The organism is Alkalinema pantanalense CENA528 (assembly GCF_050753345.1).
GTDB classification, from domain to species: Bacteria; Cyanobacteriota; Cyanobacteriia; order Leptolyngbyales; family Leptolyngbyaceae; genus Alkalinema; species Alkalinema pantanalense.
In genome coordinates this window covers 1-15,954 of the sequence record NZ_JBLZFX010000120.1, presented here as the reverse complement: position 1 = coordinate 15,954, position 15,954 = coordinate 1, and the positions used below count along the sequence as shown (strand labels likewise).

Below are 15,954 nucleotides of genomic sequence, written 5' to 3'. Positions count from 1 at the left end.
GGCTTGGTACACTGAACGTAATCAATTGCAAAAGGCAGTAGATTGGCAGTTTACTACTGCCGATGCTCGGATTCGACTGAAGCGCCTCTATCCACAAATTGAAAACTGACAGTCCACTAGTCTGGTTGATAGCGATCGGCGAGCGATCGGACTTTGGCGGCAAACTGTTGGCGGATCATATCCGGTGCGATAATCTCAGCCTCTTCGCCATAGCGCAGGATTTCCCGAAAGAACCAGAAGGGGTTAGCGATCTTACGGGTAATCCAGCGAGATTGTTCTGTCATCTGGTCATCTATATCATCGGGCTTGGGTTCGTAGGCTTTGCGCAGCCATCCGGTGAGTTGGAAGGTGGCGCTAATGCTGTCTAGGGAATTGCGCCATTCGCCGCTGAAGGGGTGCAGGGCTTGAATGCGATCGAGTCTTAGGCAGCGGTTATGGTGGAGTTCTGGAATATCTGTACTGTCATCGGTTTCGTCGCACCAAATTTGCAGATAGTGGCGTTTTTCGTAGAAGGTGATTTGGGCATAGTGGGCAGAGAATTCTAGCTGATCATCTTGCGAGTTCCCGTAGAGAACGTAAAAGGGTTGTCGATCGGTAATGTATTGATCGATTCTCATCCGCCAGTTTTCTACGGGTTGGCTGATTTGCCGCAGTAGCTCTTGGCGAAGGGGAGCCTCAAGATTGCCATAGTTAAGCAAAAGTGTAATTACACTTTTTGCCTCTTCTGCGTGACCTGAATCGACTAAATCTTTGACGGCTTGGCGGAGGGCAGCTATTTGTTCTGGGGATAGAGTAAAGGGAACATTAACGTCAAGTTCTTGCTGGGCAATCTTGGTGACGAGTCCTGAGGCGCTGGGGCTGCTTCCCCAGTAGATGCCTAGGCGATCGGCGATCGCTTCGAGTTGTTCTTTGGTTCCTGGGGGAACGGAAAGGGTAATGGTGTCTTTTTTGCGGGGCATTTTTAAATTTATACTTGCACTTTTCGGAAAGATATGTAATATTCAACTTGTGTAGTTAGATTCTACTGGAAATGTTAAAAATTAGGGTGCAAATTCAAGATTTGTCAGTCTATATAAAATTTTCTGGAGAGATTTATGACTAAGCTGGATTTGCTCGTTACAGTGATGCAGGACGGGGAGTGGCATTCGACGGAGGATCTGGTGCAGCGGGTGGGGCATCGCTTTTCGGCGACGAAGCATGTGGCGGAGAAGCAGGGCTACCAGTTCGAGAAACGACGGCAAGGGAATCAATTTGAATATCGGATGGTATCTTCTGTTCAGAAAAGTAGCCATTCGATGTCTGTCCAGTAAGCTCCTTTAACTTGGATACTGCTATGGCTAGTTTCACCATTTATCTCAAGCCAGTCTACTCAAAGACCGTCGAGACACCTGAAGGGATGACATTGCCTCTAGGCTGGCAACTCTCTTGGCACCAAGCGGAGACCTTTCGCCTCCTTGAGAGACCTGATATTGATGTCATTTTCAATACGGCGATGACGGGTGATGGAAAGAGTTTAGCTGCTTATCTGAGATCTATGATAGTCAAGCTATTTAGTACTCTAGCAATGTATCCAACCAATGAATTAGCGCGTGATCAGGAACGACAGGTACAAGAGTATAAGGCTCAATTTAAGCCCAAATATGATCCACAGGTTTATCGCTTGACTGGGACAACATTGGCTGATTTTATTGAGACAAATCAGTTGCCATCAAAGCAACAGGGTATTATCGATCGAGTAGATAATTCAGAAATCTTATTAACTAACCCTGATATTTTTCATTACATTCATGATTTTCGATACATACAGCGTGGGAAAAAAGCCAGTCAAGGTGATAATCCAGATAAGCTATTTCGTAAATTAGATGAAGCTTACAAACTTTTCATCTTTGATGAATTTCATATTTTTTCATCACCTCAGATTGCTAGTATTCTGAATGCGATGTTACTGATTAAGCATACGGCAACGCCCCGCAAATTTCTGTTTCTTTCCGCAACACCAAGCGACTTATTAAAAGGTTTTCTAGAACGATCGGGGCTGCGCTATCACGAAATCGATCCAGTTAAAGCCGGTGCCTATCGATTTGCACTAAATAATGAACCTAACTGGCGTCAGATTAGTCAACCGATTACCTTGACGTTTCCTGATGATTTGCAACCTCATGCTCGATCGGGATACGACTGGATAATTGAAAACGCTGAGACAATCATCCTTCAATTTTTCTTGGACTATCCTGGCAGCAAAGGAGCGATTATCTTAAATTCGATTGCATCTGTTTACAAACTACTTGGAATACTGAAGCCTATCTTTGCTCAACAGGATTTAACTGTTTTGCCGAATACCAGCCTGACAGGAGAAAGTGAACGGGCAAGATCAATCTCTGATGCTGATTTACTAATTGGTACATCGACGATCGATGTGGGTGTAGACTTTCAAATCAATTTTCTAATATTTGAAGCAGCAGATGCGGGTAACTTCATTCAACGTTTTGGGCGATTAGGGCGGCATCAAGGTTTTACTACCTATCAAGCCTACGCTCTGATTCCAAACTATTTAGTAGCTAGGTTATTTCAAGAGGTCGAAGGCCGGTCTGCGCGATTCAATGATCGAGAAGAGTACGATCGTGTTTCTTTTACCAACTCGGTTCGAGAATCTTGGTCGTTTGTCAATCAGTTTGAGGACTATCCAAAACGTTGGGGCGCAGTGCAGTCAGCTTGTATACACATGGAAATTCGGAAACTGAAGGAAAAGTATCCTGATGCGGTGGATGGGTTTGGTCAGGATGTGGAGAAAGCGTTTAGGGTTAGTCTCAAACATCAATATGCCAATGTGTTGCGGTGCCTAGAAGTGAAACAGAACAAAATTATCGATGAGGCTCGGAGTTTTCGGGGGAGTAGCCAATTAGATTGTGCAATCTACGATGGAACCAATCCAGATGAACCGGAACGCGATAAGTTCAAGACCTACAACCTACCTGGACTACTCAGTAATTTTCGGTTTGAAGTGATGGACGCAGAAGAGTTTAAGCATCAAGCTCGACAGGCAGGGCTACCCCAGCGCCGCTTTGAAGAGGTATTGTGCTATCTACGTTTGCTGGATTATCGCGATGTTCGTGAAAACTGGCATTTTTACTATGCTGGCGATGTGGGCGAGTTGGCTCGGATGGGAAAAGTCCAAATTCTCAAGGGCTTGGAAGTCACCACAGGTGCTAATTCCATTAGCCAAGCTCTGCGGCGGCGAGGAATTGTTTGTTACATCAGCGATCGCAGCCGTGAAGAGCTACGGGCAAAGCTGGGGCTACCGATGCAATTTCAGGCTTATGGGCTAAGCGATCGCCTAGATGACCGAGCACCACCCTATACGATCGCCTTTGGCAAGTCAGCCTTGATGCTAGAGACGTTAATTTGGCACTGGAAGCCCAGGGAGGATCTTGGATGGATTTGCTAGGAAACAGTCATTTCCAAGAGCGTTTACAATTCAGGTAAATAGTTAATCCTCTAAGCAAGGATGTTAAATCGATGACTACTGAAAACTTGTTATCTCGAATTTCGATCGATCCCAATATTTGTTTTGGTAAGCCTTGTATTAAAGGGCATCGGATTTGGGTGGCACTGATTTTGGATTATTTGGCAGGCGGTGAAACCATTGAAGGTCTGCTAGAAGCCTACCCCAGTATAGAACGCGAGGATATTCTAGCCTGTATTGCCTATGGAGCTGAGATGGCTCGGGGGGGTTGGGCAGAAATTCCTCTCGATCGACCTAAGGAAACAGTGGCATGAAATTCAAACTTGATGAAAATGTGGATCTACGAATCTTGTCCCGGTTTCGATCAGCAGGGTATGACGTGGCAACGGTGCCAGAACAAAATTTGATTTCTGCACCCGATACTGAATTAATTGAAATTTGCCGTCAGGAAGGACGCTGTTTAGTTACCGCCGATCGTGACTTCACAAATCGAGGGCGCTACAACCCAATGAATTACTCAGGCATTGCTGTGATCCGGCTACCTGCTCAGATGCAACTAGCTGATTGGTATGCGGCCATTAATACATTGCTCCAAGGGCTAGAAGTGGCCAGCATCACAGGTAAACTCTGGGTCATCCGCAATAATTCTATCCAAGAGTATCAACCAATCGTTCCGGAGGATTAGGAAAATGAGTAATTATGATGATTTGCCACTTTTTAATCTTGATCTAGATGTAAGTGATGAGGTAGAACAAACTACACAACCCGAACTTCTCACAATCAAGCTATTTAAGCAGGCGATTCAAGAAGCTGAGGACAACCAAAAAGATGCTTTGCTGCAACGATTTGCTGAGTATGTCTTGCCAAATTTGATGCGTCAATTGGTTGGTACAACCGCAAAAGGTGGACAGTTTACTGAAGATCGCCGAGCTGAAGGTAAGAATGTAGAACGGAGTAAGGAAGATCAATCCTTCACGTCGCACTTGCTCAATGGATTATTTCCAACCTATCGTATTTTCCGCAAACTTCAGCAGACACTAGAGACTAATCCTGTCAAACGGCTATGTGAGGAGCTAGAAGCGTCGATCTACATGGCGGCTTACATCTTGCATGATTTTGATAAATTTCCTGATTATCCCAATTGGTTAACTGCAAATGACCCATCAGGTCAATTTTCGGGGCGAGACTGGCGCAAAGAACCACCGCACAAATCTGAGGCACCTAACCTTGGACGGGATTATATCTCTCAGAAAATGCAAGATCTAGGATTAGATCAACTGATCGGCTCTACCTGGCGTTCCTACATTGATGACATTCTCTGGATTAGCAACAATGCTGGTGAGAAATGGGATGCCGATTTAGGTATGAAAACGCGAGGGTTAGATCAATGCCAGCTTGATGAACGAATCCAACAAATTCTCATTCGCTTGGTTCGCTTATCTGACCTGTTTGCATCTGTAATTAAGCACCCAGGCAATATTACAGCGAATAATTTTACTGACTTGCTGCGAGATCTCAGTGCGAGGCAATTAAGATTTAGTTATCATGCGCTTTCTGACAATCGTGGTGTGCTTACTAATGTTATCAACAATGCCTTAATGGATCTTCATCCACAGGAGTTTTATCAGCCTATTTTATACTTACCTGACGGTGTTGTCTACCTTGCGACAGAGAAGGCTCCAGAGATTTCAGTAAATACGATTCCTGAACAAGTAATCCATAAAATTAAGTCACTTTGCGGTGGACAACTTAAGCAACGACAGACGGGTTTTGCACGTGGCGGGAAGGGATTTAAATTTGCTGATTATTACTGGTTGTTCTGCAATGCATCGGAGATTATGGCGATCGCTAAACAAGCAGCCTGTCGAATTATTCCTGCTACAAAACCTTCGATTGCGGCTAAACGAAGTGATAGTCTGTTAAGCTTTCAAGCCGAAGGAGAACTGCCATCTAATATCAATTTGAGTTTCAGGGATGATTATCGGATTGATCGATTAGGGGAATTTGGTGATGTTCTCTGTCGTGGGATTTGGCGAACTTGGTGTGATCGGTTCACTAACTGGCAGAAGCAGTTACCGAAGTCAGAACGCAAAGTTTTGCCTGAACTAGATCTCACGCAAAAGATAGCAGAGCATTTAGGTCTGGGATCTGAAATGGCTGCGGTGAGAGCAATTCAAGCACTCAAGAAAACGGGTGGAGTTCCCCTTGAGTGGTACTATCTCGCATCTCGTTATATCCAGCAAAATATGCATCTGGATGATGCCCAGATTCAAGCGGTGATGGACGAGATGGTCACCTATGCAGCTACGCTGATTGAACCGATCGTGCAGGAATTTGTTCTGCCGGATGGTTGGGATGACTTGCGAACCTATGTGCAGCGTGTAGTTATTTTGCCAACAGGTGCAGTTGCTACACCTACTAGCACGCCATTTCTCACTGAACTCGATCGCTATAAGGCAGCAAAAGTTACAGGCAGAGGTCGAGAGAATGTTTGTGCGATGTCTAGCTCTTCCTACACTGTAAGTGAGCAAATGGAGTCCGCAACACTGTTTACCCCTCAGGTATACAGTAATAGACAGATTTTGTTCAATGCCCAAGCAGCGAAGCGCCAGATTTGTGCAATTTGGTCGATCGAGATGATGCTACGGCAAATCTTGATGAATCAAACCAACGCTACGGGAGGAGATTTTGAGGGGCGTAAATATCGCTATCTCTATATTTATCCTGCCTATTTCTTTACACCAGAAACTAATAAATTTCTGCAAAAGGCTTATGCGTGGATTCGCAGGACAAAATTTGATGCTGATATTCGCAAGCATCTTGTTCCAGACAAAAAGCCTGCTCAATTTACAATTGAAAACTATCAGTCGGTTGACTCTCTGCTTCTACAGGAAGAATCAGATAAAGATCAAACTTTTAAGCTCAACTATCCCAATGAGCCGCTCACATTTTTCTTTATGGCACTGCCTCCAGGGCGGGATGCTACCGATACTGAATCTTGGGTAATGCCATCTTGGTTAGCATTCGCATTGCCGCTTGTTCTAGATGTCAAGGTCGTTGCTTCAGAGTCTCCTGTACCACCGTATATCAGTGGTGCAGATTTTGAACAGACAACCGTATTAGATGGTGAGCATCAAGCCATTTCTACCCTAGTTAAGCGGGATAACTACCGACTAGATGCGATTCTACCTCGACAGCCAAATCGATTTTCCCCGTTGAATGCGCTCAGTGCTGCCTACTGTATTCATCTAGAGGTCAATCGTAAAAAGGATGGCGATCCTGATTGGGGAAAGTTAACGGCATTAGCAAGAGATATAGAAACTAGCCCACTCTATATCTTTCATTACCTATCCAAGCTAGTACGCAAACTTGACTGGGATACCGCACCCGTTGAGAAAATCAAACTCTACCAAGACTTCTATTACTGCTTTGACCCAGAGGGAAAGGACATGAATCAACTTCGCCAGCTTACCCAACTCTACCGACGTTTCTATCGGGCTAAAAGTCGGTATGCTAAACCCAATGCCGTACTCAAACCGATCGATGAAGCTGCTGATGTTATTCTCAAAATTGATAAGGCGCTAGCATCTGAGACTCAATCCTTGATCGATGTAGTCGCTGCCCGAATTGCTAAATTAATGACCAATGTGAGTCGTGGCACGGCTGAGGGTAAACCCACATTGATCTTCGTTGATGGTAAATGGAAACGAGCATTGACTTCTGAGGAGGAGCGGAAAGCAATTTATGAGTTTGCACAGTTCTTTGTGACAGAAGTATTTGAAGGCACCTTCAAGAGCGATCGGGCGCGGTTAGCTGGCACACAACTCAATTTGATTCGTGACACTTGCGATTACCTGTATCGCTTGGAAGAGGACGCAGCCAGCAAATCTGTTCCAGCTTCAGAGCCAGAAGATCTGCCTGAGTTAGAGGACGAGGCTGCCTAGGTTCATTCGATAACTAATCCAACTCAATTAAGGAAACAATCATGCCATTTCTGAAAACTGTTGATGCTAAGCACTTTCACGCTGAGATCCCTGCCAAGCCAATGGGGAAATATGCCCACTTCATTACGATTCGTGTGACGGAATCCTATCCCCTGTTCCAAACTGATGGTGAATTGAATAAGGCACGAGTCAGAGCTGGCGTCAGAAATGCAGAAGCCATCAGCCGTCTTGCCATGTTTAAACGGAAACAATCGACGCCTGAACGTCTTACTGGACGAGAGCTTTTGCGGAACTATAAAATTGGTGACTGGGAAAAGTGCGACTATAACGTTGATTTTAGTAAGACGACGCCTGATTGTATCTTGTATGGTTTTGCGATCGGTGATTCCGGTTCTGAAAAGTCTAAAGTAGTTGTGGATACAGCGTATTCCATTACTCCATTTGATGACTCTCACCTAAATTTCACTCTGAATGCTCCCTTTGAAAATGGAACAATGAGTCGCAATGGAGAAGTGACAAGTCGTATCAACAGCCAAGATCACATTCTGCCTCAGACTTTTTTCCCCAGTATTGTGACGCTGAAAGATCCAACAGAAGCTGGTTTCTTGTATGTGATGAATAATATTCTACGGACACGCCATTATGGGGCACAAACCACGCGGACTGGTCGGGTTCGTAATGAATTGATTGGTGTCATCTTTGCTGATGGTGAAATTGTCAGCAATCTCCGCTGGACACAAACAATTTATGATCTGATGAAAGAAGCCAGTCCGACTCAGATCAATCCTCCTGACCCGCTGAATGAAGATCATGTGAGACAAGCTGCTGAGGATGCAATCTCAATGCTGATGAAACAGGAGTGTATTCCTTTCACTTCTCTGATTGGACAAGCATTCATTCCATTACTTGATGAAGTCAAACAAATCACTGGGGATGAAGCTAAGCTAAAACAGCTCTTAGTAGAAGCAAATATTGAGTCTACAACTTACGCACAGAAGCACATCTCCAAATCCACCGCTGAAAAGACTAAGAAAGGTGGCAAAAAAGCTAGTGCAACAGCGGAGTAATTCCGATGACTTACATCTATCGCTGCACGATCGAATTGCATGATAGCCTCTACTACGCAACCCGCGAGATTGGGCGGCTGTATGAGACGGAGCCAGTTTTGCATAACTATGCGTTGTGCTATGCGTTGGGGTTGGTAGATAGCGATCGCTATTCCACCCGTGTCTCAGAGGAGCATGGCTACCGTTACTTCTGTCCAGAGCAGGTGCCGAAGTATGAAGTCCACCTCACGCCGCTGAATCAGCAGGGGATCTATGTAACGCCAGCCAGGGCAGTGAACCATGCCGCCGTTCTCCATACGTGGAAGTATGCGAATAATAACTACCACGTCGAAATGGAGAAAACCCAGAAGAATATCCCAAGCTTTGGACGAACTAAGGAAATTGCGGCTGAGAGTCAGTTTGAATGTTTTGTCATCACTAGTAAAACGATTCAATTTCCCAAATGGATTCGTTTGGGGAAATGGATGAGCAAAGCGGCGGTGAGTTTAAGTGAACCCCTGGAGTTTACCAATTACACGGGGGATTTCGTTTGTGAACACCCGCTGAATCCTTTGGATGTTATGTTTACCCATCAAGTGGTGAGTTATGACACGCTGAATATGCCGCCTGTGAGCTTGATTCGCAATGTGCGAATTCTCAATGGTGCTCACTATCGTGTGGAAGTGGGTAAAGATAAATTCACGTTACCCGCAAATATGCAATATCGCTTTGGGGGAGGCTGAGAGAGTATCTTAGTCTGTCAATAAGAACTCAATTGCCAGGACTGGTGAGGTATTCATGGTTTCTGGCATTGTTTGTTTATGAGCTATTTTCAGATCGTAATTGAAGCCATATATTGTTTTGATGGTTTATTATGCCGCATAGTCTAGTCCTGAATTTAGTGCCTCAGTCGCCGATTTATCCTGATTTTTTAACGGGGCGGCATTTCCATGCGTTGTTTTTGGAGATTGTTAGTTCTGTAGATAAGCCCTTGGCCGATCGCTTACATGAGCAGAAGACGGAGAAGGCATTTACGCTGAGTCCTTTGCAGGTTGGGAATCAACGCATTCGCTGGCAGTACGATCGACCGATTCGGGCGGAGTCTCCTTGCTGGTGGCGGATTACGTTGCTGGATGATTTGTTGTTTGGGCATTTGACAAAGTTATGGTTGAATTTGAATCCGCAGAGGGCTTGGCATTTGGGTTCGGCGGATTTGCTGATTACGAGTGTGTTGGGGACACCGCAGTCAACGCAGCCTTGGGCGAATTTTGCGAGTTATAGCCAGCTTTATGAGCAGGCTTCTAGCGATCGACGGGTTGCGGATTTAACGTTTTATACACCGACGAGTTTTCGGCAGGGGGCGGTGGATAATCCGATTCCGGATGTCGATCGGGTGTTTAATAGTCTGCGGCGTAAGTGGAATCAGTACAGTGGGATTGAGATTCCAGATACGGTCATTCAAAATATTGCGCCGAGTTTTGTGAATATTCAAACGGCGATCGCGCCGGATTCGCGGAGTCAGTTTTTGGGTTGTGTTGGAGAGATGAGTTTTAAGCTATTTGGGAAAGTGGATACTGCAATGGTCAAGCAGTTTAATACATTAATGGATTTTGCAATGTTTGCGGGAGTGGGACGGAAAACGCCGATGGGAATGGGGATGGTGCGGAGGGTGTATGACCGAAGCTGATTATATTCCGATCGCGGCTTTGAATCAATATAGTTACTGTGCCCATCGCTGTTGGCGGATGTTTTGTGCGGGGGAGTTTGAGGAAAATCAGTACACGATCGAGGGGACGAGTTTGCACGATCGGGTGCATACGCTGGGGGAGGGGAATCGGGAGGAGACGTACCAGGTGCGGGCGATTTGGTTGCGATCGGAGCGCTATGGGTTAATTGGTAAGTCGGATTTGATTGAGGAGGCTGGTGGTCAGATTTATCCGGTGGAGTATAAGCGCAGCGCAAAGGGGGAGTTTGAGAATGATGCGTTGCAGGTGTGTGCGCAGGCGTTGTGTTTGGAGGAGATGACGGGAAAGGGGGTGGCGCAGGGCTATGTGTATTATGCGCAGTCCCATCAGCGGGTGTTGGTTGAGCTTTCGGAGACGTTGCGGCGGGAGACGGTCGCAACGATCGATCGGGTGCGGGAATTGTTAGAAACGGGGAAGATGCCGAGGCCGGAGTATGGGCCACGCTGTAAGGGTTGTAGTTTGTATGAACGGTGTTTGCCGAGGGCGGCGGAGCGGGTGCGGCGATATCGGGAGGAGTAGAGTGGGTGAGTGGTTTGTTGAATAGATAGGAGAATAGTGATGGGGACGCTATATGTGATGCAGGATGATTCGTTTATTGGGAAGGTGGATGAGCGGATTAAGGTGTCGCATCAGAAGCAGGTTTTGCAGGATGTGCCGTTGATTAAGTTGGATGGGATTGTGGTGATGGGTCGGGCGACGGTTTCGCCTGCGGCGTTGATGGAGTTGTTGGAGCGGAAGATTCCGTTGACGTTTTTGACGGGGACGGGGCGGTATTTGGGGAGTTTGGAGCCGCCGTTGACGAAGAATATTTTTGTGCGATCGGCGCAGTGGAATGCGGCACGGCAGGAGCCGGAGCGGGCGGTGCATGTGGTGCGGGGCTTTGTGCGGGGGAAGTTAAAGAATTATCGCAATGCGTTGTTGCGGGCGCAGCGGGAGGGTTCGCGGGCGGATTTTTCGGGGGCGATCGGGAAGTTGGAGCAGGTGATTAAGCCGATCGATCGCACGGAGTCGATTGATTCTTTGCGGGGGTTGGAGGGGGCGGGGAGTGCGGCGTATTTTGGGGTGTTTGGGCAGTTGATTCGGGCGGATGGGTTTACGTTTAAGGTGCGGAATCGGCGGCCACCGCTTGATCCGGTGAATGCGTTGTTGAGTTTTGGCTATTCGTTGCTGTTGCATGATGTGCAGAGTGCGGTGAATATTGTGGGGTTTGATCCCTATTTGGGCTATTTGCATACGGAGCGCTATGGGCGACCTTCGTTGGCGTTGGATTTGATGGAGGAGTTTCGGCCTTTGGTGGTGGATGCGATGGTGTTGGCGGCGATGAATCGGCGGGTGTTGGTGCCGGATGATTTTATTCGGGAGCCGGTGAGTGGGGCAGTGAGTTTGACGGATGAGGGGCGACGGACGTTTTTGCGATCGTATGAGCAGAAGAAGCAGTCGGCGTTTAAGCATCCGGTGATGGGGCGGAAGTGTTCGTATCAGGAGGCGTTTGAGATTCAAGGACGGTTGTTGGCGAAGTTTTTGATGGGTGAGATTGAGTTGTATCCGCCGTTGGTGTTGAAGTGATGTTTGTGGTGATTTCCTATGATATTCCGGAGGATAAGCGCCGGACGAAGATTCATAAGGTGCTGAAGTCCTATGGTCAGTGGATGCAGTTTAGTGTGTTTGAGTGTGTGGATTTGTCGGAGACGGAGTATGCTAAGTTGCGATCGCGGCTGGCGAAGATGATTAAGCCGGAGGTGGATAGTGTGCGGTTTTATTTTCTGTGTGCTTGTTGTCAGGGGAAGGTGGAGCGGATTGGGGGTGAGGCGGTGCGGGATGATACGGTGTTTTTTGCGTGAGCGGCGCGGGTGGGTGGGTGTTTTTTAGGGGAGAGGGTGGAAAATGCTGGGAAGGCTGATGGGGGTGGAGTTTGGTGGATTTTTGGGTTGTGGGCGATCGGCGCGGGGGGGAAAGATGGCTTGGTATGCGGGTTTGGGGGGGATAAGGTGTGATGAGTGTGATGAAATTTATGGGTTTTCTGGCTATAATGGGGGCGATCGGCGATTCTGTACCTTGAAAACTGCATATAGCAATACTTTCAGATGCCCGCCGTTCGAAAATGCCTGAACCCCTTTTAGGGATTGAAACATCGACATACTTTCCAAGGTTCATTTGGCATTGAAGTTCGAAAATGCCTGAACCCCTTTTAGGGATTGAAACCTTTTCGTTGGGCATTCATCCGGCGATCGTTGGTGTGTTCGAAAATGCCTGAACCCCTTTTAGGGATTGAAACCTTTCTGGCGGTGGCTTGCTAATAACCCTGAAGTAGGTTCGAAAATGCCTGAACCCCTTTTAGGGATTGAAACCACGTTCTCCCGCATTCAGGGCACCGATGGCGAGTATTCCCGTTCGAAAATGCCTGAACCCCTTTTAGGGATTGAAACCAATTCCGCTTGGGTTAGCTGCCGTCGCTGGTAAAGTTTCTCGTTCGAAAATGCCTGAACCCCTTTTAGGGATTGAAACAATTCGTAGCCATCGCAGGCGGCGATATTCGTTACGGTTCGAAAATGCCTGAACCCCTTTTAGGGATTGAAACCCTCGATCTCGGCCTCCTTTGCCTCTCTTTCGGCCGTTCGAAAATGCCTGAACCCCTTTTAGGGATTGAAACCCGCCAGCACTAGCCCAAGATGATGGACGTAGAGAGTTCGAAAATGCCTGAACCCCTTTTAGGGATTGAAACCCCTGAACACGAAGAGAACATGGTCATCGAGCAATTAGACGGTTCGAAAATGCCTGAACCCCTTTTAGGGATTGAAACATGATGTTCGCCTTCCTCCGTATTTCTACGGATGTAGAGTTCGAAAATGCCTGAACCCCTTTTAGGGATTGAAACTGAACGAGACAGGATTGTGTTTTTTAGGTATTCGCCCCGTTCGAAAATGCCTGAACCCCTTTTAGGGATTGAAACTGATCGATCGCCATTCGATCGATCCGATATTCGCCCATGTTCGAAAATGCCTGAACCCCTTTTAGGGATTGAAACTGAAGGGCGTCGCCAAGTCAAGTTCCACGTCACATTCGTTCGAAAATGCCTGAACCCCTTTTAGGGATTGAAACCGCAACCGCCGCCGCTTCAAATTTGGCGCAGATTTCGGGTTGGTTCGAAAATGCCTGAACCCCTTTTAGGGATTGAAACAGCTCGATCGGGTCGTTTGGCTTGTAGGATTTGCCGTTCGAAAATGCCTGAACCCCTTTTAGGGATTGAAACATGATGCAGATATTTTTACCAGCAGAGATCGCAGCGAGTTCGAAAATGCCTGAACCCCTTTTAGGGATTGAAACTGCAATAAGCCGTAGCGTTTTAGTAATTCGTTGCCCTTGTTCGAAAATGCCTGAACCCCTTTTAGGGATTGAAACGATCGTTTGGGGGATGCCGAGCGCGTAACCGTGGGACAACCGTTCGAAAATGCCTGAACCCCTTTTAGGGATTGAAACTTCTTGTTTACCCCAACCCCTAGAAGCGCCTTGACGCGAAGTTCGAAAATGCCTGAACCCCTTTTAGGGATTGAAACTAGAGGTAGTGTTTTTCAGTGTTTCTACGGAGGGGTTGTCGTTCGAAAATGCCTGAACCCCTTTTAGGGATTGAAACGTTCTCTTGCCAATCCCTGACCATGGTTGCCCAGTCGAGTTCGAAAATGCCTGAACCCCTTTTAGGGATTGAAACATTTTGACGGACGTAAGGCCCGCGCACTGCGCCAGTTGCAGCCGTTCGAAAATGCCTGAACCCCTTTTAGGGATTGAAACATTTTGACACCTCATAGGTACAAGGGATAGAAAAGTTCGAAAATGCCTGAACCCCTTTTAGGGATTGAAACGTGACGCTCCGGCGGTAGCGGCTAAGCCTGTAGTGAATCGTTCGAAAATGCCTGAACCCCTTTTAGGGATTGAAACCAGGATTGCCCTCACGAATCTAGGCAATGGGCAATGTTCGAAAATGCCTGAACCCCTTTTAGGGATTGAAACCATCGTTTAGGAGGGATTCGGAAAATTGAGCGAAGTTCGAAAATGCCTGAACCCCTTTTAGGGATTGAAACCGCAATACCCAAAAGCCCGCGCAATGGGATTTGAGAAGTTCGAAAATGCCTGAACCCCTTTTAGGGATTGAAACCGGTACGTCCCCCAAATTGATGGATTGCCGCGTACTGTTCGAAAATGCCTGAACCCCTTTTAGGGATTGAAACAGTTAGCGCGATCGTCTGACGCCCCTCAAACTGCTTCTCCTGTTCGAAAATGCCTGAACCCCTTTTAGGGATTGAAACGCGTATTTTTGGCCGTTGCTTGCAGGGTTGTAGAAGTTCGAAAAGAGTGCATCCCAGATTTGCAATGAGTATAAATGCTTAAGTCCATAAGTTGACTTCAGCGCTACACTTTAAACAGAATTCCTCTACTTAAGTTGCTCTATGGACGCTGACAAAAAAGCTCAAATTCAAGCCCATGCGCGTGCTCTAGCAGCCCTATTGTATGAAGAGACAGACCCAGAACAAGTCAAAACCTTAGCAGGCATTGAGAATGCAGTGCGGGGACATCTGCTTGAACATGTTAGCCCAGAAATCGGAAATTTTTTATCACAGAAAGTTGCGACAAGAAAAGCGGACGAAAGCGCAAACTCGACAGCATCTTAGGACGATTGAGTTTGAGTGAAAAGCAGGCTCAGACATTGGGGGTGAAAGCTTATAGTCGCTGGAGTCCTTACTTAGAGCAATGCTGTTTGTTACTGAGTGCTAATGAGTCGTACCAACGAGCCTCAGACGATCTTGAAGTGCTCACGGGAATGAGTGTTTCTCATAGCAGCCAGCAACGACTCGTCCATCGCCACGACTTTCCTTCATTTCAAGTAGAGCAAACAGTAGAGGAAATGAGTGTAGATGGAGGGAAAGTACGCTTACGAACGCCGAAAGGGGAACCAAGTCAATGGCGTGACTACAAAGGAGTCAATCTCCACGAGTGCAGTGTAGCTGGTTTCTTTCAAGACAATGAAAGTTTGGTGAACTGGGTTAATGCTCAACCGTTATCTGAGACATTAATTTGTCTAGGGGATGGGCATGATGGCATTTGGAATATTTATGCTGAAATTAGCACACCAGGTCAACGCCGTGAGATTTTGGACTGGTATCATCTGGTGGAAAATTTGGGCAAGGGGGGGGGTTCCCAGAAGCGCTTAGATAGGGTAGAAGCGTTTTTGTGGCAAGGAGATATTGACAATGCCATTCAACAGTTCAAGGGGTGGAACCATGAGCGAGTGACGATCTTCATTGCCTATCTTGAGAAACATCGTCATCGTTTTGTCAACTACGCTTATTATCAAGCTGAAGGTTTATCCATTGGTTCTGGTGCAGTTGAATCCACTATCAAACAATTTGGACGACGCATCAAACTATCGGGAGCGCAGTGGAACCAAGACAATGTCCCTCAGGTGCTTAAACACCGCTCTGCATATCTCAATGGGCAATTCTCATCGTGAGTCTTACAAAACTGGGATGCACCCCTTGAGTCTTCCCCGTTGGACAGTTTGGTGTTTGGCAATTCCGGTGCTATTTCTCAATTTTTGGCTATTAAGTAGCTAGGCTGAATTAAATATAAAACGTTCAACCTTATAACCTTTGGGAAAATAGCGGTTTTCTACCCCAGCGATAACGGCCATGGCTAAGTCATAGGAATTATCGAACATCTGTCCTGAGATCTCGTGAGCTTTTAACTGATGCCACTCCCCTTCA

The 15,954-nt window shown here is 46.7% G+C and carries 13 protein-coding genes and 1 CRISPR repeat array; of the genes, 12 read left to right on the top strand and 1 reads right to left on the bottom strand.

Annotated elements, in window-relative coordinates; all coding sequences use genetic code 11:
• Positions 1-116 precede the first annotated feature (116 nt).
• Positions 117-959, bottom strand: a complete 843-nt coding sequence (locus ACN4EG_RS24655; RefSeq protein ID WP_431632935.1) for a helix-turn-helix transcriptional regulator — start codon at positions 957-959, stop codon at positions 117-119.
• 135 nt (positions 960-1,094) lie between these two features.
• Between ACN4EG_RS24655 and ACN4EG_RS24650 the strand changes: the two genes are divergently transcribed.
• The 12 genes from ACN4EG_RS24650 to ACN4EG_RS24595 all read left to right on the top strand — a co-directional run bounded on the left by ACN4EG_RS24650 (position 1,095) and on the right by ACN4EG_RS24595 (position 15,701).
• Positions 1,095-1,310, top strand: a complete 216-nt coding sequence (locus tag ACN4EG_RS24650) for a hypothetical protein (protein ID WP_431632933.1) — start codon at positions 1,095-1,097, stop codon at positions 1,308-1,310.
• A 23-nt stretch (positions 1,311-1,333) separates the two neighbouring features.
• Complete coding sequence (gene cas3 / locus ACN4EG_RS24645; RefSeq protein ID WP_431632932.1) at positions 1,334-3,445, top strand: type I-D CRISPR-associated helicase Cas3'; 2,112 nt, start codon at positions 1,334-1,336, stop codon at positions 3,443-3,445.
• A gap of 71 nt (positions 3,446-3,516) precedes the next feature.
• Complete coding sequence (locus ACN4EG_RS24640; RefSeq protein ID WP_431632931.1) at positions 3,517-3,777, top strand: DUF433 domain-containing protein; 261 nt, start codon at positions 3,517-3,519, stop codon at positions 3,775-3,777.
• Positions 3,774-4,148: a DUF5615 family PIN-like protein gene (locus ACN4EG_RS24635; protein ID WP_431632930.1), complete on the top strand. Its 375-nt coding sequence runs from the start codon at positions 3,774-3,776 to the stop codon at positions 4,146-4,148. The genes ACN4EG_RS24640 and ACN4EG_RS24635 overlap by 4 nt, the downstream gene beginning before the upstream one ends.
• A 4-nt stretch (positions 4,149-4,152) precedes the next feature.
• Complete coding sequence (gene cas10d / locus ACN4EG_RS24630) at positions 4,153-7,407, top strand: type I-D CRISPR-associated protein Cas10d/Csc3 (RefSeq protein WP_431632929.1); 3,255 nt, start codon at positions 4,153-4,155, stop codon at positions 7,405-7,407.
• 41 nt (positions 7,408-7,448) lie between these two features.
• Positions 7,449-8,474, top strand: coding sequence for a type I-D CRISPR-associated protein Cas7/Csc2 (cas7d, locus tag ACN4EG_RS24625; RefSeq protein ID WP_431632928.1), 1,026 nt, complete (start codon positions 7,449-7,451; stop codon positions 8,472-8,474).
• A 5-nt stretch (positions 8,475-8,479) separates the two neighbouring features.
• Positions 8,480-9,196: a type I-D CRISPR-associated protein Cas5/Csc1 gene (gene cas5d, locus ACN4EG_RS24620; protein WP_431632927.1), complete on the top strand. Its 717-nt coding sequence runs from the start codon at positions 8,480-8,482 to the stop codon at positions 9,194-9,196.
• Positions 9,197-9,327: 131 nt separating this feature from the next.
• Complete coding sequence (gene cas6 / locus ACN4EG_RS24615; RefSeq protein ID WP_431632925.1) at positions 9,328-10,140, top strand: CRISPR-associated endoribonuclease Cas6; 813 nt, start codon at positions 9,328-9,330, stop codon at positions 10,138-10,140.
• Positions 10,127-10,717: a CRISPR-associated protein Cas4 gene (gene cas4, locus ACN4EG_RS24610; protein WP_431632924.1), complete on the top strand. Its 591-nt coding sequence runs from the start codon at positions 10,127-10,129 to the stop codon at positions 10,715-10,717. Before cas6 ends, cas4 begins: the two co-directional genes overlap by 14 nt.
• A 39-nt stretch (positions 10,718-10,756) precedes the next feature.
• Positions 10,757-11,764, top strand: a complete 1,008-nt coding sequence (gene cas1d / locus ACN4EG_RS24605; RefSeq protein WP_431632923.1) for a type I-D CRISPR-associated endonuclease Cas1d — start codon at positions 10,757-10,759, stop codon at positions 11,762-11,764.
• Positions 11,764-12,039 carry a CRISPR-associated endonuclease Cas2 gene (cas2, locus tag ACN4EG_RS24600; protein WP_431632921.1) on the top strand — a complete coding sequence of 92 codons (276 nt, stop codon included), beginning with the start codon at positions 11,764-11,766 and terminating at the stop codon, positions 12,037-12,039. The genes cas1d and cas2 overlap by 1 nt, the downstream gene beginning before the upstream one ends.
• A 252-nt stretch (positions 12,040-12,291) precedes the next feature.
• Positions 12,292-14,499: direct repeats of the CRISPR family, unit length 37 nt; unit sequence GTTCGAAAATGCCTGAACCCCTTTTAGGGATTGAAAC.
• 141 nt (positions 14,500-14,640) lie between these two features.
• Positions 14,641-15,701 (top strand): ISKra4 family transposase gene (locus ACN4EG_RS24595; protein ID WP_431632920.1). Its coding sequence is split into 2 segments (ribosomal slippage): positions 14,641-14,797 and positions 14,797-15,701, totalling 1,062 coding nucleotides; the frame shifts between segments, so codons are not numbered across the junction.
• The last annotated feature ends 253 nt before the right edge of the window (positions 15,702-15,954 follow it).